The organism is Dyadobacter sp. NIV53 (genome assembly GCF_019711195.1).
Taxonomy (GTDB): domain Bacteria; phylum Bacteroidota; class Bacteroidia; order Cytophagales; family Spirosomataceae; genus Dyadobacter.
The window spans coordinates 96,894-121,456 of sequence record NZ_CP081299.1; the positions used below are offsets into that span (position 1 = coordinate 96,894).

Below are 24,563 nucleotides of genomic sequence, written 5' to 3' on the forward strand. Positions count from 1 at the left end.
TAAAAGCAGATACTTTAATGATATAAGTGTGAAAGACACGATAGCGCGAACGGTGACGCTCGCGCTATCGTGCTGCATTGTAAAAATCAAACAGTCCTGTAAGATGTAGGCGTCAGATTAGTTTGTTTTTTGAAAAAATTGTTAAAATGAGCAGGTTCTTCAAATCCCAGGCTATAACTAATCTCAGAAATGTTCCAGCTGGTGTGTTTTAATAATGCTTTAGCTTCATTTGCCAGCCTTTCAGCAATGTGATGAGTGGTGGTTTTCCCGGTAGTCTCCCTGATTGCCCTGTTAAGATGGTTAACATGTACAGATAACTGCGTTGCAAAATCATTGGCAGATCTTAAAGAAAACCTTTGTGCCGGTGATTCAATCGGAAACTGGCGTTCCAGTAATTCTGTAAATATAGAAGTGATACGTGAATTGGCATTGGGATGCTGATACAACGATTCGGAAGGCTGCATTTTTAATGCATAATGAATAAGTTCCGTCGTGTAATTTCTTAACAAATCGTATTTAAACTGGTAATCCGAATTAATTTCTTCCGTCATTTTTTCAAAAATCCGGCTCAGATGTTCGTCCTGTTTTTCATTAAGAATATAGGATGGTTTTCCACCCGGAGCGAACATAGGAAGCTCACTAATGCTACCTCGCATCCTTTCCGTAAAAAAACCTTCTTTAAAAATACAGAAAAAACCCGTAAGCTCTTCCGAACAAGACTCCCAGGTGTAAGGAACATGGGGATTGAAAAATATTAGCGTAGAACCATCCGTTTCCAGGCTTTTATCAGCATAATGATAAATATTTTTACCACGTATTAAACTTACTTTATAAAAATCACGTCGGGAGTATTTGAACGGGACCGTATTTGATGCTTTATGATGTTCAAGGTTAAATACATTAAAATGTCCGATATCTTTTTGCAGATTATCAGGCATCCAGTTAAATTTTTGCTGGTAAAATTCTTCGAGCGTTTCTGTTTTTGACATATTCAAAGTTACAAAATTCAAACGAAATACTTAAAAATCAAACCAATTATTTCCTTCTAATCAAGGCTTTTATAAAGTGCAGTTTTCAGATTCGTGTCGGATAATGGAGCATTAAAATTTTAACTAACTTAAATTCAGGCAGGATCTGTGAGAAAAATTGTCGAATTCAGAGCCTATTCAAAGGAATTCAATATTCTTAATTGGTGTTACCTTTGTAGTAGCCATTGAATTATTGTGCAGGAGAATTAATTTATTTTTTTAATAATTACCAGTTTTGGGATTATCAGGAAATTTTTTTCTGCCAATATATTCATAGTAATATTTAAAAGTAAAGAAGACCACATTAGCCAATGAAACCTATCATACTCGATGTTTCGCAAGAATCGCCTTCCGTAGGGAAGACCAAGATAGATACAACCATTTCTTTTTCGAAATATATCAATTACATAAAGGGAAAGGCTGAAAATGAAAATTCAGTTCGTAAGGAATATTTCGAAATGGTTATTAAAAAACTGGAAGAAAATCCCGACTTTCTGAAAGAAATCCCTTTAAGTGAGGTTGGCAATTTTAAAAATCAGCTTGATCTGGTTTATGGAATGTTAATTCCTCCACTTTCAGACGAAAAAAGCCTGTTATGGGCACTCAGCGTTCCAGTTGGACCCGTTATTTTCTACGGAACCGATTCATTTTATGATTTGATGACCGATCGCGATAGTGGTCAGATCAAATGTAACATGATCAAATTAAACAGTGATTCTCTCAGAGAGAAGATACAAAAAGTGTATACTTATATTCTTGAAGAGCTGTATGATTTTCCGCCTTTTCATTATAACGACCAGATCCTTACACTTAAAGATGAATGTTCGGGGCTGCAAAAATTCTACCGTTTAAATGTAGATAATTCATTTACAACCGTATGTCCAAAGGGAGAATTGCCGGAGCTTGACCTGGATTCGATACGCCGGGAATTACAGGAGAATTCCGATGTAAGCATCCTCACGGAATTACTCCCACTTTCCTTGTTCCAGTTTAAAGGTTTTTCTATTATCACGCTAACGGATGTTACCGCAGAACACGCTGTGGAGCACATGAAAAATACGATTATTAACCGCAGTACGATGGATGTACACGCGTTTCATAATCAGATCAACGAATCTTTAAAAATGATGGTAGAAAATCCAGCTGTTGAATTTGGATTAATGCCACTATTAAAGGTCAATAACAGACTTATTTTTAATAAAAATACGATTCAGACAAGCAAACTGATCAACGCGGCAAACACCTCCGACGCTGCTGAAGAAATTTACATCGCTATGGCCGAGGAGTATTTCAAAGCTCCCAAAGTGCTCTTTATGAGGACTATAAGCAAGGAAGATGTAAAGCACGATTTTATCAGGATGTTGAAAAATGATGGTGTAGAATCTTATGCAGTTTTGCCTGTTTATTACGACAAGAAAATCGTGGGTGTACTGGAAGTTTATTCAACCCGGCAGAATGCGATTGATGAAGGGGTTTTATCCAAATTACAACCAGCTCTTTCACTGGCAGCCAGGATTATGCATAATTCCATTGAGGAATTTAACGCAAGTCTTGAAAATGTAATCCGTGAAAAATTCACCTCGCTGCAACCTGCCGTTCAGTGGAAATTTAAAGACGTTGCATGGCATTATCTTCGTGACAATGCAAAAAAACAACATGCCACCATTGAAAGCATCGGATTCAAAGATGTGTATCCGTTATATGGTGCGGTTGATATCCGCAATTCTACAATCGAAAGAAATGCGGCACTCCGTGAAGATCTTCAATTACAGTTTACGGTACTGATAGAGACATTTTCCATATTAAAACAAAAACTGGGATTTGGACTGGCAGATGAGATGGTGTATAAATGTAAAAAAATGATTGCCCGGATTTTGGATGAATCAACCGATAATGATGAAATGAAAATTCATGATTTTCTTGAAACCGAAGTCCATCCTTTTCTGATACATTTTAAAGAAAACAGAGTAACAACACAGTCGGCAGTTCTTGTTGGTGCAGGTGGTGATGAAATTTATGAAGCTGACGAAATTGCAGAGGCCATTGATAAATATTTTGAAATTACTGATGAACAGACCGGTGTAGCATATGCCAACCGGAGAGCACTGGAAAACTCCATGCAAACGATCAATTCATCGGTTAACCTTTATCTTGATCTTTTTAAATCGGAAATTCAGAAATCTTATCCGACCTATTTTGAAAAATTCAGGACAGATGGGATTGAGTATGACATATACATTGGTCAATCTTTGGAGCCTGAAAGAGCATTCAGTAATCTATATCTGAAAAATATCCGGTTGTGGCAGCTTACCTCAATGGCCGCTATTGCTAAAATTACCAATTCCTTATTACCGAATATGGAAAAGAAGCTGCTGACAACCCAGCTCATTTTCATTAATTCGGGTACGATCGATATTAGTTTCCGTGATGATGAACGCAGGTTTGATGTGGAAGGCGCGTATAACATCCGTTATCAGGTCATTAAAAAACGAATTGATAAAGTACACGTAAAAGGAACCGGCGAGCGCCTCACCCAGCCTGGAAAAATTGCTTTGGTGTATTTCAACAGAAAATCCGCTGATGAATATGTTGATTATATCAGATATCTTCAGGAGCAAAATACTCTGTTAAATGATCTCGAATTTCTGGATCTGGAAGAGTTACAGGGAGTTAATGGTTTAAAAGCTTTAAGGATCGGAGTAAATCTGGAATCGGACTGGAAGTGAGGTTGAATAGTGAAAAATAATTTTCAATATTCAACATTCAATTTTCAACAATTGATCAATATACTGGTTAGGGTGTTAGTGCAAATTGATAGTATACTGGTCTTATCAAATGGCAAGTAGTTTTCAATACTCAATTAATGGTAAACTTCAATTAAGCATTGGGTCCGTACTTAATTGATTTAAAATGCAAACCAAAAAATATGATTTAGAAGAAAGGCTTGTGAATTTTACATGTAGAATGATTGATGTTGTTGAAGCGCTGCCTTCAACCAGGGCTGGCAACTACATTTCCGGACAGCTCATCAGATCTTGCCATTCACCCACCTTTAATTATGGAGAAGCACAAGGAGCAGAATCATTAAAGGATTTTATTCATAAAATGGGTATTATTCTTAAGGAGCTTAAAGAATGTAGAGTTGCGCTGAAAATTATTATAAAAAAGGATATGATAAAGCCAATAAAAAAATTAGAGAATATATTTTCTGAAACAGAAGAACTCATTGCCATTATTGCAAGTAGTATTATTACTGCTAAAAGGAGCCTTAAATAATACATACTTAATAATGAACATTGAGCATTATACATTGTTTATTGAATATTTTTACTTTGTTGTAATCAAACTGATTTTAAAGCCAACCCAGATTAACTCTTAATAATTTCTCTATTTTCTTAATTTATGAACTACAATCACCGGCTAGATAAGGTTAGGCATTATGTTAACCAATTTATGGGGAACAAGGAGATTTCACAGTTGTTATATCATAATCTTGTGCATACCGAATCGGTGGTTGCCCATGCGGCGCAGATCGCAGATCATTATCATCTGGATGAACGGGATTCATTTATTGTAGGAGCGGCTGCCTGGTTTCACGATACGGGATATTATGATGGGGACGCACCTGGCCATGAGCAGCGTGGCGCGGATATGGCTGCCAGGTTTTTAACCGAAGACGGAATAAAGGACGATGTTATTTTAGAAATACGGGGTTGTATACTTGCCACCGTGGTACCTCAAAAACCACAAAATATTTTGCAGCAGATTGTATGTGATGCGGACCTTTTTCATTTTGGCACAAAAGAGTTTCCAGAACGAAACAAACTGATGCGTAAGGAATCCGAACAAAGGCTGGGACAAAAAATTGATAAGTCAAAGTGGAGGAAAAGCACCATAGAATTATTGGAATCACACATCTTTCAAACCGATTATTGCATTGAGCTGTTAAGTGCCCAAAAGGCGAAAAATCTTGAAAAACTCAAATTAAAAGATCTGGAAACCATTCCTGACGAGAATATAGAACCTGATTTACCATTGCTCTTACCTCAGGCTGGCTCTGTACAGGAAGTATATGCGCTACCCGAAATGGCTGAAATCAAAAAGCAAAAATCCGACCGGCCGGAAAAAGGAATTGAAACTATGTTTCGTATCAGTTCCAATAACCATCAGCGGCTGAGTGATATGGCTGATAATAAGGCACATATCATGATTACCACAACATCTATTATCATTTCTGTTTTACTGAGTGTACTTATCCGTAAGCTGGAAGATAATTCCTACCTGATCATACCGACCATGTTGTTACTTACGATTTGCGTGATTACCATGGTATTTTCAATAATTGCAACGCGCCCTTCCATTCCGCACGGAACATTCACACAGGAGGATATTGATACTAAAAATGTAAACCTTCTTTTCTTTGGTAATTTTTACCGGATGTCGTATATCGACTATTCCAATGGAATGCAAAGAATGATGAACGACAGGGAATTTCTTTACGGCAGCCTGACCAAAGATGTTTACTCTCAAGGTGTTGTACTTGGCCGGAAATACCGGCTTCTACGGATTGCTTATAATGTTTTTATGTTTGGTATCGTAGCTTCCGTTATTGCTTTTGTAATTGCGTCGGTATTCTTTGGCCGTACTTTGTAAACAATGATAAAAGAACCACTCCTTTTTAATCGGGATATCAGCTGGCTTTCCTTTAATGAGAGGGTGCTGCTGGAAGCTGGCAATACAGAAGTTCCACTTTTTGAACGTATTAAATTCCTGTCTATTTATTCTTCTAATCTTGATGAATTTTACAGGGTCAGGATGCCGGCGTTGCAAAAATCAGATTACGACAATGGACATAATTGTTACGAACAGGCTGCAACGGTCATTAATAAACAGCAGCAGGAATTTGGGAAAATACTAAGTAAATCCATTATTCCTGAACTCGAAAAACAGGGCTATCATTTTTGTTATAAGGAAGACATTCCCACAGAAATCATTCCTTATATTACCAGTTACTTTTATTCTCAGGTCGCCGGTTTTCTGCATCCGGTACACATGTTGGACAATACCGTATTTTTTCCTGAAAACAACCGTCTTTATCTTGTAGTCATCATTCGGAAAGATCTGGAGGAACATACTTATATGGTGAATATTCCAAGTAACCATCTGAACAGGTTTATCAAAATAACGCAGTCTGGTAAATCTTACATTGTTTTTTTGGAAGATATTATTCGTCACAACATAAAAATTCTTTTCCCTGACGCTGATAGTATTTGTTCATACAATATCAAAGTGACCCGTGATGCCGAACTTGATGTATTGGACTCCGACGACGAAGATCTTACGGACAGATTTGAAAAGCAATTAAAAAAGCGCGATTATGGTTCGGCTACGAGGTTTTTGTATGAACCTGGTCTTGATGCGAAACATTTGCAGAATATAATCAATGCATTAAGCCTGAAAAAAGCATCTTTGGTGCAAGGTGGCAGGTATCACAACATGAAGGATCTGGCGTCACTACCCATTCGTGATCCGGCACTCTCCTATCCCGACTGGCCAGCTATTCAGGATTTGAATGGTTTTGATCATTCGGAAACTTTGTTTGAGGCGGTGTCCAAACGCGATCTGATGGTGCATGCTCCATACCAAACTTATGATACTATATTGAGGTTTTTTAATGAGGCGGCTATTAATAATGATGTTGAAGAGATTTATACAACCTTATACCGTGTTGCCAGCGATTCTAAAATTGTTCATGCTCTGATCAGCGCGGCTCGTGTAGGAAAAAAAGTAACTGTACTAGTTGAATTGAAGGCAAGATTTGACGAAGAAAATAATATTCTTTGGGCAAAAAGAATGAAGCTTGCAGGCGTGAAAATTGTTTACAGTGTTAATTCTCTTAAAGTACATGCGAAACTGGCTCTTGTAAAAAGAAAAAACACTGATTTGCCTTATCTTGGATTAATGGCAACCGGAAATCTTAATGAATCAACCGCTCGTTTTTATACTGACCATATCCTGCTTACAGCCAATCAGCCTATGCTGGCAGAAGCGGAAAAACTTTTCGGTTTTCTGAGTAAAAAGAAGAAACCGGAAAAGACCGATGCGATCAATTTTCAGCATTTACTGGTCGCCCAATTTAACCTTCTCACAAAATTCACTGAACTTATTGACCGTGAAATTGAAAATGCACGTAATGGTTTGTCTTCCGGGATTACCATTAAGTTAAACAATATTGAAGAAGAAGTGCTGATCAGCAAGCTGTACGAAGCCTCCAATGCCGGTGTTAAAGTGAACCTGATAGCACGAAGTATTTGCCGGCTTGTTCCCGGTATTCCTGGCCAGAGTGAAAATATTACTGTAAAACGGATTGTAGACAGATATCTGGAACATGGAAGAGTGTTCATTTTTCATAACGAAGGCAATCACGAAGTGTTTATGGGTTCGTCGGACTGGATGAACCGGAATATTTACCGGCGCATTGAAGTATGTTTTCCAATATATGACAATGATCTTAAAAATGAACTGATGTCAATTATTTCGCTGCAATGGAATGATACTCAAAAAGCTGTGCTGATAGATAAGGATTTGAAGAACGTCCCCTTAGTAAAAAAAGCAAAAGGAATCAGGTCTCAGGAAGGCATTTATCAGTATTTATCAGAAGTTGTCAAAAACACCACACAAGAACTTACACAAGCATCAACATGATTATTTATACAAAATTGATAATACCAATATTAATGGTCGCGGCAACTTTGTCGGGTTGTGAGTCGTCAAAAAAAGAAAATAAGGAAAGCAAGCCTGAAAAAACTTCGGAAAGTAAAAGTATACAGGAAAGCACAGAATACGACCTAAATACACCGGACAAATTCAATATGCCGGAAAGTCTTTTTGAAATTTCAGGCATTACGTTCAATAAGGGCAAAAATGATACGATTTATGCCATACAGGATGAAGAAGGTAAACTTTTCAGGTTAGCCTGGGATGTGAAAGTACAGCTTCATACCAAATTTGGAAAAAAAGGTGATTATGAAGATGTGGCTATTGTAAATGATCAGGCAGTAATATTGAAAAGCAATGGTGTGCTTTATACTTTTCCAATGTCAGAAGCACAGTTTGAGGAACCTGAAGGTGTGCGGGAAATAAAAAAACTATTGCCAAAAGGAGAATATGAAGGCATGTACGGGGATGAAAAAACGGGAAATGTTTACGTAATATGCAAAAATTGTGAGCTGGATAATTCCAAAAAGGACGTTTCCGGTTATATAATCAACCTTGCGGACACAACAAAAACTGTTGGAAATTTCACCATACAGGTTGACGAAATCAAGGCTATTAATGGCAAAGTGGCAAGAGGTTTCAGGCCATCTGCTTTGGCTTTAAACCCGGTTACCAATGAATGGTACATCGTTTCGGCAGTTAACAAATTGCTTGTAGTTACAGACAGCAACTGGAAAGTAAAAAATGCTTTTCCGCTCAGCAGCAACATTTTTAACCAGCCTGAAGGAATTACATTTGATAAAGAAGGGAATTTATACATCTCCAATGAAGGCGATGATTTGACCGAAGGAAATATCCTGAAATTCAAAAGAAAATAAAATGAAGGTTTCATGCAAATAACACTACGCTCCGTACTTTTCTTTATCATTTTATCCATTTTCTGGTCTTGTGCCGGTTACAGAACCAGGTACGCAAAAGAAGCAAGTAAATGGCAAAATGAAAGTCCTGATCCGGCTCTGAAACTGAATCATACAATGTATCTGATCGGCGACGCCGGTAACGATATGCCGGAAAACAGAGCCCCGGTACTGGAATATCTGAAAACCAAACTGGCAACAGAGCCCAAAGCAAGCTCCGCCTTATTTATGGGTGATAATATCTATGAATACGGTATGCCGCCAAAAGAAGATTCGGCTGACAGGAAGGTGGCGGAGTACCGGATCAATTCCCAGCTCGAAACTTTGAATGATTTTAAAGGTTATCCGGTATTCCTGCCTGGAAATCATGACTGGCGAGGCTGGGGCGTGAAAGGTTTGAAACGTCAGGAAAAGTATATCCAGGAGTATTTAAATTCACGTCACGGTAAAACAGACAAAGACGATTATGAGGACTATTTCCTGCCGTTAGACGGATGTTCGGGCCCGGAAGTAGTGGAACTCAATGATAATGTGGTCATTATTGTGGTAGATTCGCAATGGTGGCTTACCGACTGGGATAAAGATTCTGGTGTAAACGATGGCTGTGAAATCAAGAACAGAGAACATTTCAAGTTTATATTTGAGAATGTGATCCGTAAGTACCGTAATAAAAATGTAGTGATTGCGATGCACCATCCGCCTTACACTTACGGTCCGCATGGTGGTAAGTTTACGATTAAACAGCATATATTTCCACTGACAGAAATGAACCCGAAACTGTTCATCCCACTGCCTGGAATCGGGACTTTAAGTGCTATTTTCCGTGCAACGATCGGCTCGCGTCAGGATGTTGCCAACAGGCACTATAAAGATCTGAAAGCCGCAGTTTTGGCCGGGGCGAAGAAAAACGGAAATTTTATTTTTGCAAGCGGGCATGAGCATACTTTACAGTTTATAGAAAACGACGGGCAGGAATTCATCGTTAGCGGAAGCGGTTCCAAAAACAGCCCGGTTGGAATGGGTAAAGGGTCACAATTTGCTACCACCGCTTTGGGATTTAGCACACTTAGCTTTTATGAGGGAGGTGAAACGTGGGTAAAGTACTGGGAAGTAGCCAAGGATGGAAAAGATGCTAAAATCATTTACCAGAAAAAATTAAAGACAAACTCGTCTCTCAGCCGATTGATGTCAAAACAGGTTTCGCCGAATACGAGTTGCATAAAGATTCTTTAAACCAGTTTGTTACCAAAAACGAGATCAAACCGGTTGGGAAATTTCATAATTTTTTATTCGGGAAACATAACCGGAATCTTTATCTGGAAAAATATCCTTTCCCAACCTTGGACCTTTCAACTTACAAAGGCGGCCTTACTCCGGTAAAACAAGGCGGGGGAAACCAAACTAACTCATTACGCGTACGGAGCGAAGATGGAAAGGAATATGTTTTGCGTGGCCTGACCAAAGATGTCAGCCGTTTTTTACCATTTCCGTTTAATAAAATGGTTGCAGCAAAATATCTGGTGGAAGATAATTTCCTGTCTACCAATCCTTTTGCACCGCTTTCCATGCCGGTTATGGCTGATGCCATCAATGTTTACCATACCAATCCTAAATTGTACTATGTTCCTGCACAGCCCGGCCTTGCAAATTTTAATGCGATTTTTGGTGGTACGATGAATTTGTTTGAAGAGCGGCCGGATGGTAAAAAATGGAAAGATGCAGCCAATTTCGGCAAACCGGACAAGATCGTAAATACACCGGAAGTGGTAGAAAGTATTCTTGAAAATAATAAAAGCAAGGTTGATGAGTCCTGGGTAATCCGGACCAGGCTTTTTGATTTTTTAATAGGAGACTGGGACCGTCACGATGACCAATGGGCATGGGCATCGATCAAACAGCAGGATGGTACCAATCTTTTTCGGCCCATCCCAAGAGACCGTGACCAGGCTTTTTCGTTGTACGACGGATTGCTCACCAATACAGCCAGACTAACTTTACCATTCCTTCGCCAGCTGCAAAGTTTTAATCCGGAAATCAAAAGTATGAAGTGGACGACATGGAGCGCCCGCCTGATTGACCGTACTTTCCTGAACGAACTGAACTGGGAACAATGGCAGGAACAGGTAACTTTTATTCAGAAAAACCTGACTGACGAAGCAATTAAAAGCGCCTTTGAAGACTGGCCTGTCAAAGCAAAAAAGATGTCGTCGCCTGATATTATTAAGAACATCAGGACACGCCGTGATGACCTGATGAAAATTGCGAGGGCGCATTATGAATTTTTGAGTAAATCGGTCAATGTGATTGGTACAGAAGAAAACGAACGCTTTGTAGTAGAAAGACTGGATGACAAACGGACGAGTGTAACTGTTTATGAAACCAATAAAAAGGGTGAAATTAAGAAGCAGAATTACCATCGTGTTTTCGAATCTGATATTACCAAAACGATAAATTTATACGGTAATGGAGATGACGATGAATTTATTCTGCACGGTGATGTACAAAAAGGAATAAAGGTTAGGGCAATTGGCGGATTGGGAAAAGATGTTTTTATAGACAGCGCCCGGGTACATTCAGGTGGTAAGAAAACTTTGGTTTATGACGATCTGAAAAATAACACACTGATAGCCGGGCCGGATACAAAAGATGCTCGGACGAGTTTGTACCGTTATAATGTATATGACCGGCGAAATGATGACAGCAATTATGATATCACTTTGCCTTTTCCAATCCTGGGTTTCAATCCTGATGACGGACTTTTGATAGGAGCTAATTTCAGTATGACCAAATATGGTTTTAAAAAAGAACCGTATGCTTCAACACAAACATTTGGAGGAAGTTTTGCATTTAATACCAAAGCGTTCAAGGTCAATTATACTGGTGATTTTATCAACGCGTTTAAGAAATATGACTTTTATCTGGACACCTATTACCGTGGTCCAACTTACGCTTTCAACTATGCAGGTTTAGGAAATACTTCGGTTCGGCCGGTTGACAACCCTAATTACTACCGCGCACACCAGAGTTCATTACATATATATCCGGCCATTAAAAAACGCTTTGCAGGTAACAGCGGATTTATAACATTAGGGCCATATCTGGAAATAACCGATTTGGAAGAAACGTCAGGGCGATTTATTACAGCCGGAGAAAACGGTTTGGATGATGATATTTTTAAAACCAAGTATTTTACCGGCGCCCGGTTTTTGTTCAATTTCAATAGTGTTGACAATATTTTTGCTCCGCATTCCGGTATCCGGTTCAATACGGGCTTAAACTGGACCACTAACCTGAAAACCAACAATAGTTTTGCAGCTTTGCGCGCGCAACTCTCATTTTATACTGCATTGGATACGAAAGAAAATTTTATCCTTGCGAGTCAGATTGGCACTGGTATCAATTTCGGTGATGGTTATGAATTTTTTCAAATGCCAACTATCGGCGGAAAGCTTGGATTGCGCGGTTACCGTACCGAAAGATTTTATGGTAAAAGCAGTGCATGGCACGACACGGATCTCCGAATAAGACTCGGCAGCAGCATCAACCCTACCCTGCCATTAACATACGGTATTTTTGGAAGTTTTGATTATGGCCGCGTCTGGCTGAAAGATTATCCTTCCGAAAGCTGGCATTTCAACTATGGTGGAGGTATTTGGCTGGCTCCCGTTGATATTTTGACACTTGCCGTTGGCGCATTTATACCAAAGGAAAAATCTGAAGAAAAGCCAAGAATAGCTCTTCAGATAGGATTTTGGTTTTAACGGCAATCTGATTGTCATTTGCATAGATCATTGATTTCATTCCTCCGGATTGATGCAGGCAATAATTACCAACACAATAGAAAGCGCGGAAGCAATTGTACGGATTGTGTGCAGGTTGTTCCAGGAAGTTTCAAAGTTATTCCTTTGTTCAGCAATCAATTCAGGATTAGATAAGGTAAGGCTAAAACTTTCCAATGAGTTATTTAATGGTATGTTGCCAAAAATAGTAACAGCCATCACACCCAAAAGATAAGCAATACTTGCAGTCAGTAAAAGCCAGAAGCGGATTGTAACCGGATGGCTGAAATACATGTATGTACTGACCGGAAGCAAAATGGCCGTTCCGAAAAAACACAGGAAAAACAACTGATTCTGAATAGCTAGATTAAAAGATTGCATGGCCCTGATATATTCTACGCTATTCAACCGTGCCAAACCCGGAATGACTGAACAAGTCCAGGCATAAAAAAGCCCGGCGATCAGTGCGGTAGTGGTAGCGGTCAGAACCAATATTATATTTTGGAGAGTCATCATGGCCAGTCAAAGTTTGGGTTTAGATTTGTCGGTCAGATATCAATGAATTCTGTTTGAAATAATACTATTATTCCTAAATTTAAAAGAATTAAAAGTAATATCATATATATGATCTACCAGCCGAATCCCAATCGTTACGAAACAATGACATACAACCGCTGTGGCAGGAGCGGCCTGAAACTTCCTGCTATTTCTCTTGGTTTATGGCATAATTTCGGAGGCGTCGATGTCTTTGAAAATTACCGTGATATTCTTCATACTGCTTTTGACAGCGGTATCACACATTTCGACCTGGCGAATAATTACGGTCCGCCTCCGGGATCAGCAGAGGAAAATTTCGGTATTCTGCTCAAAAAGGATTTTGCTCCTTACCGGGATGAACTGATCATTTCCACCAAGGCCGGTTATCATATGTGGGAAGGGCCTTATGGGGAATGGGGTTCAAAAAAATACCTCATCGCGAGTCTTGACCAAAGCCTCAAACGAATGGGACTGGAATATGTGGATATATTTTATTCCCACCGCCCCGATCCCGAAACGCCTTTGGAAGAAACTATGGCAGCTCTGGATCTGATCGTCAGGCAGGGAAAAGCTTTATATGTGGGAATCTCCAATTACCAGGCAGATGATGCCGCAAAAGCAATAAAAATCCTGAAAGAGCTTGGAACACCATGCCTCATCCATCAACCTAAATACTCTATGTTTGATCGTTGGGTGGAAGGAGGATTAATGGACATACTGGAAAGGGAAGGCGTCGGTTGTATTCCATTTTCTCCGTTGGCACAAGGTTTACTCACTGATAAATACCTGAAAGGCATTCCGGTAGATTCCAGGGCAGCCAGGCCGGAAGGATTTCTAAAGGAAAATCAGGTTACTCCGGAAATTGTGGAAAAGATCAGGAAATTAAATGTCATTGCCTCTGAACGGGAGCAGACTTTGGCCCAAATGGCGCTGGCCTGGCTGCTGAAAGATCCACGCATCACATCAGTCCTGATTGGTGCCAGCAGGGTAACCCAATTGGAAGATTCATTAAAATGTCTGGACAATCTGGAATTTTCTGCTATTGAACTTGCAAGTATTGAAGGGATTTTGTGGTAAACAATTACCATTGGAATGGCGCATATAACGGATCATCCACATTAGAAATTTAAAATTCCAACCTAAAATATGTCACAAACCACAGGGAAATATCTGATAGTAATTGGCCTTGTCGTATTGACTCTTGGCATTATTATTTATTTCCTGAGTGACAAACTTCACTGGCTCGGAAGATTGCCCGGAGATATCCGGATTGAGAAAGAAAACTTTAACTTTTACTTCCCCATAACCACCATGATAATCCTCAGCGCTCTGCTGAATCTGATTGTTATTCTGGTGAGAAAGCTCTTTGGGTAACCGGCAAAAAGAAACAACCGGAACAAATAAATATATTATATACTGATAGCGAGCTTCTTAGATAAGTATAAAAAAATTTCCGTTAAATAATTATAGCAATTTTTCAATCCATCTTTTAGGGTAAACCATTTAATTTTGAATATGTACAATTCATTTAACACTGTTGATTCAATGTCCGACATATTTAATTTTAAACCGGTAATAATTGTTTGCAAATTTAAAAACTGCGTTAATTGCCCATGGTATGTCTTCGGTGTCATTGATCAATCAGGATTTTATCCTCACAGATTGGAAAATGGCTAAACGAAAAATAACCATGAAAAGACTACTGTTAATTTTTGCCTTCCTGTCCATTTTTGTAAAAGTACAGGCACAAAAGATTGAAATTGATCTGTCTGCGTACGCTACCAAGGCTTATGTTGATAGTGTGATTAAAGCTGGACGCAATGATGTAATTGTCAAGGTTGCATGCAAACGCGGACCAACAATTGGTACAATAGATAGTATCAGTACGACTTCCTTAAAATTCCAGTTTGATGCTGATGGCGTTGATACGATGTCAATTGCCATATTATCTGGTACCGACAAGACGATTTTTTCCCAAGTCATTGCGCCAAAATCCAATACAATAAAAGTTTCCTACCCTTCCATAATTCCGGCTGGAAACTACAAGCTGGTGATAACTGGTGTATCCTGTAAAGGAACTTCAAATAAGGCTTTTATTATCCCAAATAAAGATGATGGAGGCGTTACACCAGATCCGGTAGAAAAAGGAACATACGTCCCTGTAACACTCGCCAAAGGGATGGACGAGCACCTGAACCTGAAAATAACGAAATCTGATTCAGGTAATTTACTCTCCGACGTTTCCAATACAAAAAAAGGTGATGCTTACGAATACAGATACATGATCGGGGCAGAAGTTTTTACAAGTGAAACGCCTTTCGTCAATTATCAGTTTGGTGGACATAATCCACTACGCGTTCTGAAATTTAAAATGCGGCGTGGAGTTGATACAAATCACTGGGATGGTGAAACTGATAATCCGGGTGATTATTACAGCTCAAATGCAGGTGAATCTTTCAGCTACAATACTACTGCAGGATTTCAAACTTTGTTTTATCGCGGGCCTCAGGCGGAAACGGGCTTTCTAAACCATATCCCTCAAAGCTATCAGCCAGAAAAGCAAAATGTGCAATGGGCAGATATTGTACCGGACATGCAACTGCCGAAAGGCCATGTCTGGATATCGGCCGCGGCTCCCTGGGGAATCGAAACCGTAATGAAAAAGGGTGTTACGCACATTTCTAATTACCAGCTGCCCTGGGAAACTAATACTCAGGAAGTGATAAGGCTTCGTGATTCAGGACTGTCGTATAACGATGTTCCCCGCACAGAAGTGATCATGAATTTGCCTTACAGCGCTCCGGATAATTGGGTTAACGGATATAACCTGGCTTACTGGCCGCACGGAGCGCTAACAAATGAGGAAGCCATTCAAAAGGGTAACGAAGCCAGCATCGATCATGCTGTCTGGATAGGTGAAACCATGGAGCAGGGCTCAGCCGCTCCTCCTGATTCGCCGATGTGGAACCCATTTTATACTGTTGTAAAAGCACGTTACAAGGAAAGATTTGGCAGCAGGAACATCCCCTACTACATCTGCCACAATTATTTCATGTTCTGGCCGGGCAATACCAAACTCGGAAACGGGAATACAGCTGAACATAGTAAGTTACTCTTAACGCTCGATCCGTCGCAATTCCCTTATACAAACTTTTCTCCCGGCGGCTCACTTAGCAGTACCAACCTGATTGTTGAAGCAGTTTATCTTAATGCTCCGGATATACAGCAGGGGCAAATTTATGAGACAATATACAGGCTGCAGACTATTCATAATCTTGGATACGAAGGCGGGGTGTTTTTAATGGGCGTTCATGAATGGCGGCCAAACAACTGGTACCAGTACAACTATCCCGAAGGCACGTTTTATGCAGCTAACAAAATACCGCTTGACCCGAATGTGTTGATTGCAAACGGGTTTATTGCCCATACATTTGGTAAGGTTTACATTGAATGGGGAGGTTCGGGAAAAACAAAAGAAAAGAAATTTGATGTTGAATGGAATAAAGGCCTTTGGTTTCCGAAAGGTTCGGCAGAAGCGAAAGAAGGATTTCCCTATTATAAAAAAGCAGGAGAAGAAACTTATTCGGGGTATACCGGTTCAACCGATTTGTCTGCGTTCTCACAACATCTATGGAATTCAACTTTTGGACAAACAGAGGGCGGTGAGCGTTTATATCTGACTTTCAGGATTGACAATGGCGATTGGATCACACCCGAACAATTTCAGGTTAGTGAGGTAGTTAATGCCTATCATCAGAAAAGAGGTTTCGTTTTATCACAATCAAAAAATGGAAAAACCGCCTGGTTTTACCTGAATTCTTTTGCAGATAACAAATTACACGTACTTGAAGTGAAAATGCCGGACGGAAAACGGATCAAGGAATATGTGGCCGGCAACGGGATACACGCGAAGATTATTTGAAATTCACTGAATTTTGCGACATATTTTTATTCAATGACAAAGATTTTCATGTTTACAAAAATTAATAATTATACAAAACATGTAATCACAGAAATTATTGATAATAAGCTTTTGTTGCGTTTAACAAATTACTTTTTTTATAAAAACTCAGTCAAGTCTGAAATCAGAATTAAAAAAGATACATATTGCACAGAAATAGGATGCATTGATAATTATTGTTTTTGTTTAAAAGAAAAATATTTTAATTTCAATTTGTTCAAAACTGACTCCGTAGCTCAGCTGGTAGAGCAACAGACTCTTAATCTGTGGGTCCTGAGTTCGAACCTCAGCGGGGTCACCAATAAAAAAATATAAAATCCTGTAAATTAGACACTTACAGGATTTTTTTGTATATTACTGAAACAAGATTTATGCTTATCTCAGTCCTACCATTTAAAATCTTATTCTATTTTTAACAAATCTTAGCGCAATCATATTTAATTCCCCCATCAAAACCTGATCATAAGTTCAACTGAAACTTCAATTTTAATAAAACTTCCTGTCTCAAAAATTTATTTCTACATTCCTGTAACCTTTTCAATTATTCGGAGTTTCCACATACAGACAACAAAACCTAACCTGTTTGAACTCACTGACCGACAATTCGCTGATGTTGAAAGTTAAGTCCGGTGACCTGGACAAGATGGGATTGCTGTTTGAGCGCTACCATCGTCCGTTATATACTTTTCTGTACCATATGACAAGTCGTGACGATGCATGCCAGGATATGGTTCAAAATGTATTTTACAGGATGCTTAAATACCGGCATACGTTTACCGGTGAAGGTGAATTTAAAACCTGGATGTATCATTTGGCAAGAAACGTCCTGAATGATTATGCCAGGCAAAATAAGTCGGCTAACCATGCCGATGTGCATGAACTGGCCGACAGACTGGAAGGTGGTGTAAAAGCAGATGCAGCATTCGAAAATTACCAGGATACCGAATCACTACATAATGCTATGGCTGGATTAAGTCCGGAACACAAAGAGGTATTGGCTTTAAGCCGTTTCCAGGAACTGAAGTACAGCGAAATAGCCAAAATTATAAATATCAGCGAGGGAGCTGTCAAAGTCAGGGTACACAGGGCAATGGAAGAATTGAAAAAAATATTTTTGAAAAATAACAGGAAAATGGCATGAACTGTGAACATACCAGGGAACAATTGGCAGACTGGCTGAATGGCAGTTTAACCAATGCACAACGAGCCGGGATTGAAAAACATCTGGTTCACTGCCTGCGTTGTCAGGAAGAATTTGCAGAAAACAAACAACTTTGGTCGGCTATGAGACAGATCAATATAGCTGTCCCAAGTGAAAATATGAAAGTCCAGTTTAACGCAATGCTCGATGATTTTAGGCTAACCCAAAAGTATGAGAGGAAAAATATCCTTACACAGTGGTTAGAAAAAATGAAGGGATTTTTAACACCGCAGCTTGCATTACAATTTACCTTTTGTTTTCTGCTAGTCGGATTGGGCGGAATGATTGGTTATTATATGAAACGCCCGGAAACAACGGCAACGGCTTACGAACAACAGATTGATACGCTCGCTGGTCAGGTCCAGCAAATGAAAATGAAAGTCATGCTTGCACTGCTTAACGACCCATCGGCTACTGAGAGAATAAGAGCGGTAGGTTACAGCACAGATATCACCAATGCAGATGATCGTGTCTTAGAGGCGCTGTTTGCTACGTTAAACAGCGACCCAAATGTGAACGTGCGGCTTGTTACACTGGAAGCACTCACACAATTTGCTGATGATGCTTTGGTCAGAGAGAAACTGATAAAGTCATTAAGACAGCAGGATTCTCCAATGGTACAGGTTGCACTGGCAGATGTTATGTTAAAATTACAGGAAAAACGCGCTGTCAAAGCCTTTCGCGAATTACTTGAAAAGGAGGATCTGAACGATCTGGTAAAAATCAAAATAGAACAAACAATTAAGGATTTATCTTAAAAACAATCAATCAAAATTTATTAGCTATGAAACATTTTGCAATCCCCTTGTTAGTGGGAATGGTGGTTTGTTGTACCCAGGCACCAGCCCAAAAACCAGAATTTAAAGAACATTCGGTCAAAGAATTTACCTTGTCCACCAAGGCAGAAAATAATACGATCGCAGTTTATAATATCAATGGAAATATTAAAGTGGAAGGCTATGATGGCGATAAAGTAATACTAGAAATTGATAAAAAAATTACTGCGAAAAATAATGAAATCCTGCAAAAAGGAAAAGATGAATTTAAAGTAAACTTTGAACAGAAGGCAGACAGTATAATTGCCTATATATCTGATCCATTTGATTCGAGGCCAAACCGTAACTGGAAAAATAATAAAGATCATCAAATTGAATATGAATTTAATTTAGACTTCATTATAAAAGTCCCGCATGCAATGAACCTGCATGTATCAACAGTAAATGGCGGAGATATTATTGTAAATAGCGTGACAGGTTTCCTTGGTGTATATAATGTGAATGGTGCAATTAAATTGACCAATGCAAAAGGTGCCGCAGAAGTAAGAACTGTAAATGGAAATGTGGAAGCGGATTATGTATCCGTTCCGCCTGGAGAATCAGATTTTAAAACTTTGAACGGGGATATAAAAATCAGTTATCCGGAATCGTTTCATGCCGATTGTCAATTCAAAACTTTTCAGGGAGAATTCTATACTGATTTTCCAAACACAGAAACTTTGCCGGTTAAGGTTGTGAAAAATGAAGAAAGCAAAAACAATAAAACGGTTTATAAATTAAACACGGAAACATTAATACGATTTGGAAACGGTGGGAAAAATTACCGGTTCGAAACATTTAACGGAAGCATTTATATTAAAAAACAATCATAATCAACATGAAAACCAAATCAGTAAAAATCACTGTATTTTCTTTGTTATTCTTCGCCAGTACTGTTTCACTAATGGCACAGAATAGTATCAAAGAACAATTAACAATTCCATTGTCTGATCCTAATAAAAGCGGCCTGTTAAATGTGGGTTTAATTAATGGTTCAATCCATGTAATTGGTTATTCAGGAAAACAAATAATTGTTGATGTAACAATGGAAGGAAGTTCCGGTAAAAAAGAAGAGACGGATAAAGATGCAGCAGCAAATGGAATGAGAAAATTATCATCAAATGGTGGCTTAGAATTAACAGCAGAAGAAGATAAAAATACCGTTACATTAAAAACCGGTCTTCCAAGAAGGCCATTAACTTTAACCATAAAAGTACCGCTTCAATTTTCATTAAAATTAAGCACAATAAATGAAGGCGATATTCTTGTTGAAAACGTAAGCGGTGAACTAGAAATATCAAACGTAAACGGTGCCATTCAGCTTAAAGACGTTTCCGGATCGGCCGTAGCCAATACAATTAATGGAGATTTGAAAAGTAATTTTAAGACAATCAATTCCAGCTCACCAATGGCATTTTCAACGCTTAACGGAAGTGTGGATATTACTTTTCCTGCCACTGCAAAGTTTGATGTAAAACTTAAATCAGATCGTGGCGATGTTTTCAGTGATTTTGATATTGCTGTTGAAAAAGATAAACCCAAAGCCAATACTTCCGGAACCAATGGCATGTACAAAATTAGCATTGAAGATTGGGTAAAAGGCAAAGTGAACGGTGGTGGCAGCGAAGTAATGATGAAAAATATGAATGGCAATATTTATGTAAGAAAAGCCAAATAACGTAATTCTTGCTTTATTAATTAACACTTAAACGAACAGCCCCGGAATTAATTCCGGGGCTGTTCGTTTTTAATATCTTGTCCAAAACAATTTGCAGAATTACTCAATTGTCCCACCTAACTCGATAAGAACTCTTGCAATATCATCCAGCTTTTTTGTTTTTGTTAAGTTCAATATTTGTTCTGTTGCAACCTCAGCAGTAGCAATAGCTTCATTCAATATCCGCTTTCCTGCGGGTGCCAGTTTTACATAACTAACGCGTGCATCCCGGCTGTTTGCTTCCCTGCGGACAAGGCCTAACTTCTCCAGAGGAGATAACATTCGGGTAATACCCGAAGCAGTTAGACCAATCTTTTCGGCAAGGTCTGTGCGCCTTAATTTCTCATCAGGAGCTTCTCCTATGTGGTAGAGGATCATAAAATCATTCAGACTGATCCCATGATTACTGAGCTTGGAATCAAAGCGTTTGGCGGTGATAAGCTGTACGGTGTTCAGGTTAAGGAAGAACTTTAATGATTGAGATATAGTTGACATATACTTGATTTAATGTTGATATTTACTTGATATATACTTGCATATTCAAGTATTTTGCAAATATAATAAATATTTAACAGAATTAGAATCAATTAGTTAAAAATTTAAATTGTCATGAAAATTTAACTGTTGTGCGAGAACGCTTAACCAATAGTCATAATGAATTTTACAGTAAGAATCTGATGCAATGAAATGTAAAATTGACCATAAAATATAAAACCCTCCTGAAACACTCAGAATGGCTTTTTAGAATTTGAATACTTTACTTGAAAAATTTTGTACAGCCAATTCTCAGGCCTATCCGTTTCTACTCTCAGGTTAGCAAATGTTGTGTTTTAACTTTACCGAATGGTAATTCTGGGAAATGTTTAAATGAAATACCGGGGAGTCACAGAAAGTTAAATGTTCTTTTTGAATGAAACCTACTTTCATTTCATTACCTTAAAAAGCAAATTGGAGTTAATGACCTTAATAAATATCATTTAATCTGATTTTTAACCTGAATGAGATTGCAATAATTGCCGGTACCTGTTCAATACACCGGACTTGGAAATGAACCCTACATATGCTCCGGAAACTTTAATTACCGGTAAATTCCATGCACCGGTTTCATCAAACTTTTTAACAACCGATACCACATTATCCAGTTCATTAATACATGCAGCAGGTTCTTTCATAAGTGCCGATATGGTAGTAGTTGCGCATGCATCTTCATCAAAAAGTATAGGACGAAGATCATCCATTGTTATAATTCCAATTAATTTTAATTCATCATCAATAACTGCGATCATATTTCTGCTTCCTCTTTTTACAAGTTCTGTGAGTTCATCAAATGATGCATTTATATGAATGGTCTGCACATCTTTATCAATCAGATCCAGGGTATGCAACATGGATAATAAATTACGGTCATGCTCTCTTGTAAATATTTTACCCTGATCTACCAGCTTTTGTAAATCGGGAGAAACTGGTGAAAACCATTTTGCAATTAAAAAAGAAGTAACTGTTACAATCATCAAAGGAATAAAAAGATCGTATCCTGAACTAGACTCCGCAATCAGGAAAATAGCAGTTAACGGTGCATATAAAACACCGCTCATAACACCAGCCATTCCCACAATTACAAGGTTGGTGACAGGCACATTTATGATACCTATTTGCTGACAAAATAATGCAAAAACGAATCCTAATGTACCTCCTGAAAATAGTGATGGAGCAAAGTTTCCGCCATTACCTCCACTGTAAATAGTGATGGAACTTGCAAATGCCTTAAGCAAACAAATTACAGTTAAAAATATTAAAACGACCCAGTCGCGGTAACCGATAAAACGAAAGAAGCTATTCTCCATTACTTCGCGGACTTCACCATTTGTAAGTGCTTTTATTGTATCATATCCTTCACCAAACAACGGTGGATATAAGACGCAGAGTACAGAAACAATTGCACCGCCTGCCATAGCTTTCTGAATTCTTGACCATTCTAAATCGTGAAAAAACTCTTCAATATATTTGGTTATCAAAACAAAATAGCGTGCATATAAACCACATAAAATACCCAAAATTAAATAATAGGGAATGTTATGGTAATCAAATGGATTACGGGATTTAAATTGAAACAGAACATCTTCTTTTAACAAAATCCGTGAAACCAGGCTACCGCAAACTGCTGCAACAACGAGCGGAATAAAGTCTGTAAAGACAACACCAGTCAGCAAAATTTCGAAAGCAAACATTACACCAGCTATTGGTGCATTGAATGCAGAAGCAATTCCGGCGGTAGCTCCGGCGGCTAATAATAATGTCCTTTCTTTGTAACTGAGCTTGTAAGTCTGAGCGAAATTAGAACCAATTGCCGCACCGGTAACGGCTATCGGGCTTTCCAAACCAGCCGACCCTCCCAACCCGACCGTGATGGCACTTTGTACTATTTGTGAATACATTTTTACTGATGAAACCACGCTGGAATTTTGGGCGATTTCTGATAAAATACTTGGTATTCCTTTTTTATCCTGGCCTTTAAAAATAACAATTACCACGAAAGTTGTAATTACAATTCCCAGAAAAGGAAATAATAAATAGAAGAGAATCTGGTCTTCAAAATGTACTTTAAACGTAATAATGTAGTGAATATAATGCACCAGGGATTTCAGAATTACACCGGCTAATCCACAGCTGAAACCAACAAGAACACCTGAAAGAATTAAAAACTGGGAACGTGAAAGCACACTCTTTAACCAAAATAAAACGATCTCGTAACTCTTGGCTTTATTGACACTATACCTCGTAAAATTACGCCTGAATTTGAGGAAGCTGTACAGTTTTCTGATGGTGCTAATCTTCACAACGGTTCAATTTTTGAAAGAATAAAAGCAGATTGATCCAACAATTTGCTGATCATTAATTACTGCCTTCTTTGTAAAAATGGGGCGTATATTCCAGACTACAAATTATTGCGGACTATTTATTCTGAAATACAATTAACTGGAACTTCAAAAAAAATGCCTGCGGTCCGGAAACCAACAGGCATTCTTTTACTGATAGAAATTTCTTTTTTACATGTTTGCACGTGCAAGCTGTACTTCAAGGCGAATGTCAACATTACGGTCATCGTTACCATATCGTGATCCTCCGCCGGTACCAATACCAACGCCCATTCCACCACCCATACCGATTCCACCTCCTAAACCAATTCCAATTCTTGGTGAAAGGCCGGATCCGGATGATTGCCCGTCAACCCTGATATTAATGCCCAATACAGAACCTTCTCTAGTGTTAACTGCCATCAGATTGAATGGAATCGCAATCTGCTCGGTTAGTTCACCATTCTGGTCCATTGAAATGTGCGATTTAATACTGCCTTCTCCCGTTACCAGATTGATGGAATGCGGCCCTTTGGGATCTTTCCATAAAGCTTCCTTATTATAAGAATCAAGCAGCAGACTGAGGCCAAGACTGTTAGGCATATCAGTTTCAATCCTTCTGAGCGCTTTTCTGTCTTCCTTCATAATGACTGGAAAAGTCAGGGAATATGCTTCCTTTTTTTGTCCTTCAGGACTAAATCCGATTTTCAACCCGCTGCCCAATATTTTCTGAATAGTAACGGGATCTTTTGTTTTTAACGTAAGGTATACATACTGGTCATCATTTATAATGCCATATCTAAGCCTCGATTTCTGATCCTGCTGATCCGGTTTTACTTCATCTACATAAGCAAACGGGGCATTCCACTTGGCTTCATAAGGCATTGTTTTATTCGAACTGCATGCTGCGGCAACAGCAATCAGAAGAATGGCCCAACTATTTCTTTTTACTTTCATCTGGCTATTTATTTCAAAATAATATGGTTTACTGCGATCATAACGAAAATCGCCTCAAAATCATTACGATATTTGAACG

Annotated in this window: 19 protein-coding genes and 1 tRNA gene; 15 read left to right on the plus strand and 5 right to left on the minus strand. The window is 38.7% G+C overall.

Annotation, left to right across the window (positions count from 1 at the left end; genetic code table 11):
• Nucleotides 1-86: 86 nt before the first annotated feature.
• Complete coding sequence (locus KZC02_RS00495; RefSeq protein ID WP_221392303.1) at nucleotides 87-989, minus strand: AraC family transcriptional regulator; 903 nt, start codon at nucleotides 987-989, stop codon at nucleotides 87-89.
• Nucleotides 990-1,339: 350 nt separating this feature from the next.
• On the opposite strand from KZC02_RS00495, the gene KZC02_RS00500 reads away from it, so the two are divergent.
• The 7 genes from KZC02_RS00500 to KZC02_RS00530 all read left to right on the plus strand — a co-directional run bounded on the left by KZC02_RS00500 (nucleotide 1,340) and on the right by KZC02_RS00530 (nucleotide 12,423).
• Nucleotides 1,340-3,754: a GAF domain-containing protein gene (locus KZC02_RS00500; RefSeq protein ID WP_221392304.1), complete on the plus strand. Its 2,415-nt coding sequence runs from the start codon at nucleotides 1,340-1,342 to the stop codon at nucleotides 3,752-3,754.
• A gap of 184 nt (nucleotides 3,755-3,938) precedes the next feature.
• Nucleotides 3,939-4,304 (plus strand): four helix bundle protein, encoded by a 366-nt coding sequence (locus KZC02_RS00505; RefSeq protein ID WP_221392305.1) that lies wholly within the window; start codon nucleotides 3,939-3,941, stop codon nucleotides 4,302-4,304.
• A 177-nt stretch (nucleotides 4,305-4,481) separates the two neighbouring features.
• Entirely contained in the window at nucleotides 4,482-5,681 is a 1,200-nt protein-coding gene (locus KZC02_RS00510) for a Pycsar system effector family protein (protein ID WP_229253922.1), read from the plus strand.
• 3 nt (nucleotides 5,682-5,684) lie between these two features.
• Entirely contained in the window at nucleotides 5,685-7,733 is a 2,049-nt protein-coding gene (ppk1, locus tag KZC02_RS00515) for a polyphosphate kinase 1 (protein ID WP_221392307.1), read from the plus strand.
• A complete protein-coding gene (locus KZC02_RS00520; protein WP_229253923.1) occupies nucleotides 7,730-8,623 on the plus strand; it encodes an SdiA-regulated domain-containing protein in 894 nt (297 codons plus the stop codon). The genes ppk1 and KZC02_RS00520 overlap by 4 nt, the downstream gene beginning before the upstream one ends.
• Nucleotides 8,624-8,635: 12 nt before the next feature.
• Nucleotides 8,636-9,895, plus strand: coding sequence for a metallophosphoesterase (locus KZC02_RS00525; RefSeq protein WP_221392308.1), 1,260 nt, complete (start codon nucleotides 8,636-8,638; stop codon nucleotides 9,893-9,895).
• Nucleotides 9,877-12,423 carry a hypothetical protein gene (locus KZC02_RS00530; protein ID WP_221392309.1) on the plus strand — a complete coding sequence of 849 codons (2,547 nt, stop codon included), beginning with the start codon at nucleotides 9,877-9,879 and terminating at the stop codon, nucleotides 12,421-12,423. The genes KZC02_RS00525 and KZC02_RS00530 overlap by 19 nt, the downstream gene beginning before the upstream one ends.
• A gap of 36 nt (nucleotides 12,424-12,459) precedes the next feature.
• On the opposite strand, the gene KZC02_RS00535 is transcribed toward KZC02_RS00530, so the two are convergent.
• Nucleotides 12,460-12,957 (minus strand): DUF1772 domain-containing protein, encoded by a 498-nt coding sequence (locus KZC02_RS00535; protein WP_221392310.1) that lies wholly within the window; start codon nucleotides 12,955-12,957, stop codon nucleotides 12,460-12,462.
• 108 nt (nucleotides 12,958-13,065) lie between these two features.
• On the opposite strand from KZC02_RS00535, the gene mgrA reads away from it, so the two are divergent.
• The 8 genes from mgrA (at nucleotide 13,066) to KZC02_RS00575 (ending at nucleotide 20,633) form a co-directional block, all read left to right on the plus strand.
• Nucleotides 13,066-14,055, plus strand: coding sequence for an L-glyceraldehyde 3-phosphate reductase (mgrA, locus tag KZC02_RS00540; protein ID WP_221392311.1), 990 nt, complete (start codon nucleotides 13,066-13,068; stop codon nucleotides 14,053-14,055).
• 69 nt (nucleotides 14,056-14,124) lie between these two features.
• Nucleotides 14,125-14,352, plus strand: a complete 228-nt coding sequence (locus KZC02_RS00545; protein ID WP_221392312.1) for a DUF2905 domain-containing protein — start codon at nucleotides 14,125-14,127, stop codon at nucleotides 14,350-14,352.
• A gap of 316 nt (nucleotides 14,353-14,668) precedes the next feature.
• Nucleotides 14,669-16,900, plus strand: a complete 2,232-nt coding sequence (locus tag KZC02_RS00550) for a hypothetical protein (protein ID WP_221392313.1) — start codon at nucleotides 14,669-14,671, stop codon at nucleotides 16,898-16,900.
• A gap of 264 nt (nucleotides 16,901-17,164) precedes the next feature.
• Nucleotides 17,165-17,240, plus strand: a tRNA-Lys gene (locus KZC02_RS00555).
• A 309-nt stretch (nucleotides 17,241-17,549) separates the two neighbouring features.
• Nucleotides 17,550-18,080, plus strand: coding sequence for an RNA polymerase sigma factor (locus KZC02_RS00560; protein WP_221394902.1), 531 nt, complete (start codon nucleotides 17,550-17,552; stop codon nucleotides 18,078-18,080).
• A complete protein-coding gene (locus KZC02_RS00565; protein ID WP_221392314.1) occupies nucleotides 18,077-18,898 on the plus strand; it encodes a zf-HC2 domain-containing protein in 822 nt (273 codons plus the stop codon). The genes KZC02_RS00560 and KZC02_RS00565 overlap by 4 nt, the downstream gene beginning before the upstream one ends.
• 26 nt (nucleotides 18,899-18,924) lie before the next feature.
• The gene (locus KZC02_RS00570) at nucleotides 18,925-19,788 is read left to right on the plus strand and encodes a DUF4097 family beta strand repeat-containing protein (protein WP_221392315.1); all 864 of its coding nucleotides are present in this window, start codon (nucleotides 18,925-18,927) and stop codon (nucleotides 19,786-19,788) included.
• Nucleotides 19,789-19,793: 5 nt separating this feature from the next.
• The gene (locus tag KZC02_RS00575; RefSeq protein WP_221392316.1) at nucleotides 19,794-20,633 is read left to right on the plus strand and encodes a DUF4097 family beta strand repeat-containing protein; all 840 of its coding nucleotides are present in this window, start codon (nucleotides 19,794-19,796) and stop codon (nucleotides 20,631-20,633) included.
• A 99-nt stretch (nucleotides 20,634-20,732) separates the two neighbouring features.
• Here the strand turns inward: KZC02_RS00575 and KZC02_RS00580 are convergent, their stop codons facing one another.
• The 3 genes from KZC02_RS00580 to KZC02_RS00590 all read right to left on the minus strand — a co-directional run bounded on the left by KZC02_RS00580 (nucleotide 20,733) and on the right by KZC02_RS00590 (nucleotide 24,484).
• A complete protein-coding gene (locus KZC02_RS00580) occupies nucleotides 20,733-21,167 on the minus strand; it encodes a MarR family winged helix-turn-helix transcriptional regulator (RefSeq protein WP_221392317.1) in 435 nt (144 codons plus the stop codon).
• A 494-nt stretch (nucleotides 21,168-21,661) separates the two neighbouring features.
• Nucleotides 21,662-23,509, minus strand: coding sequence for a chloride channel protein (locus tag KZC02_RS00585; RefSeq protein ID WP_221392318.1), 1,848 nt, complete (start codon nucleotides 23,507-23,509; stop codon nucleotides 21,662-21,664).
• Between the two features lie 210 nt (nucleotides 23,510-23,719).
• Nucleotides 23,720-24,484 (minus strand): hypothetical protein, encoded by a 765-nt coding sequence (locus KZC02_RS00590; protein WP_221392319.1) that lies wholly within the window; start codon nucleotides 24,482-24,484, stop codon nucleotides 23,720-23,722.
• Between the last annotated feature and the right edge of the window lie 79 nt (nucleotides 24,485-24,563).

Bases quoted from the DNA above. Each gene is read 5' to 3' on its own strand.
- KZC02_RS00495 (WP_221392303.1), bottom strand. From the start codon at position 989: ATGTCAAAAACAGAAACGCTCGAAGAATTTTACCAGCAAAAATTTAAC.
- KZC02_RS00500 (WP_221392304.1), top strand. From the start codon at position 1,340: ATGAAACCTATCATACTCGATGTTTCGCAAGAATCGCCTTCCGTAGGG.
- KZC02_RS00505 (WP_221392305.1), top strand. From the start codon at position 3,939: ATGCAAACCAAAAAATATGATTTAGAAGAAAGGCTTGTGAATTTTACA.
- KZC02_RS00510 (WP_229253922.1), top strand. From the start codon at position 4,482: ATGGGGAACAAGGAGATTTCACAGTTGTTATATCATAATCTTGTGCAT.
- ppk1 (WP_221392307.1), top strand. From the start codon at position 5,685: ATGATAAAAGAACCACTCCTTTTTAATCGGGATATCAGCTGGCTTTCC.
- KZC02_RS00520 (WP_229253923.1), top strand. From the start codon at position 7,730: ATGATTATTTATACAAAATTGATAATACCAATATTAATGGTCGCGGCA.
- KZC02_RS00525 (WP_221392308.1), top strand. From the start codon at position 8,636: ATGCAAATAACACTACGCTCCGTACTTTTCTTTATCATTTTATCCATT.
- KZC02_RS00535 (WP_221392310.1), bottom strand. From the start codon at position 12,957: ATGATGACTCTCCAAAATATAATATTGGTTCTGACCGCTACCACTACC.
- mgrA (WP_221392311.1), top strand. From the start codon at position 13,066: ATGATCTACCAGCCGAATCCCAATCGTTACGAAACAATGACATACAAC.
- KZC02_RS00545 (WP_221392312.1), top strand. From the start codon at position 14,125: ATGTCACAAACCACAGGGAAATATCTGATAGTAATTGGCCTTGTCGTA.
- KZC02_RS00550 (WP_221392313.1), top strand. From the start codon at position 14,669: ATGAAAAGACTACTGTTAATTTTTGCCTTCCTGTCCATTTTTGTAAAA.
- KZC02_RS00560 (WP_221394902.1), top strand. From the start codon at position 17,550: ATGTTGAAAGTTAAGTCCGGTGACCTGGACAAGATGGGATTGCTGTTT.
- KZC02_RS00565 (WP_221392314.1), top strand. From the start codon at position 18,077: ATGAACTGTGAACATACCAGGGAACAATTGGCAGACTGGCTGAATGGC.
- KZC02_RS00570 (WP_221392315.1), top strand. From the start codon at position 18,925: ATGAAACATTTTGCAATCCCCTTGTTAGTGGGAATGGTGGTTTGTTGT.
- KZC02_RS00575 (WP_221392316.1), top strand. From the start codon at position 19,794: ATGAAAACCAAATCAGTAAAAATCACTGTATTTTCTTTGTTATTCTTC.
- KZC02_RS00580 (WP_221392317.1), bottom strand. From the start codon at position 21,167: ATGTCAACTATATCTCAATCATTAAAGTTCTTCCTTAACCTGAACACC.
- KZC02_RS00590 (WP_221392319.1), bottom strand. From the start codon at position 24,484: ATGAAAGTAAAAAGAAATAGTTGGGCCATTCTTCTGATTGCTGTTGCC.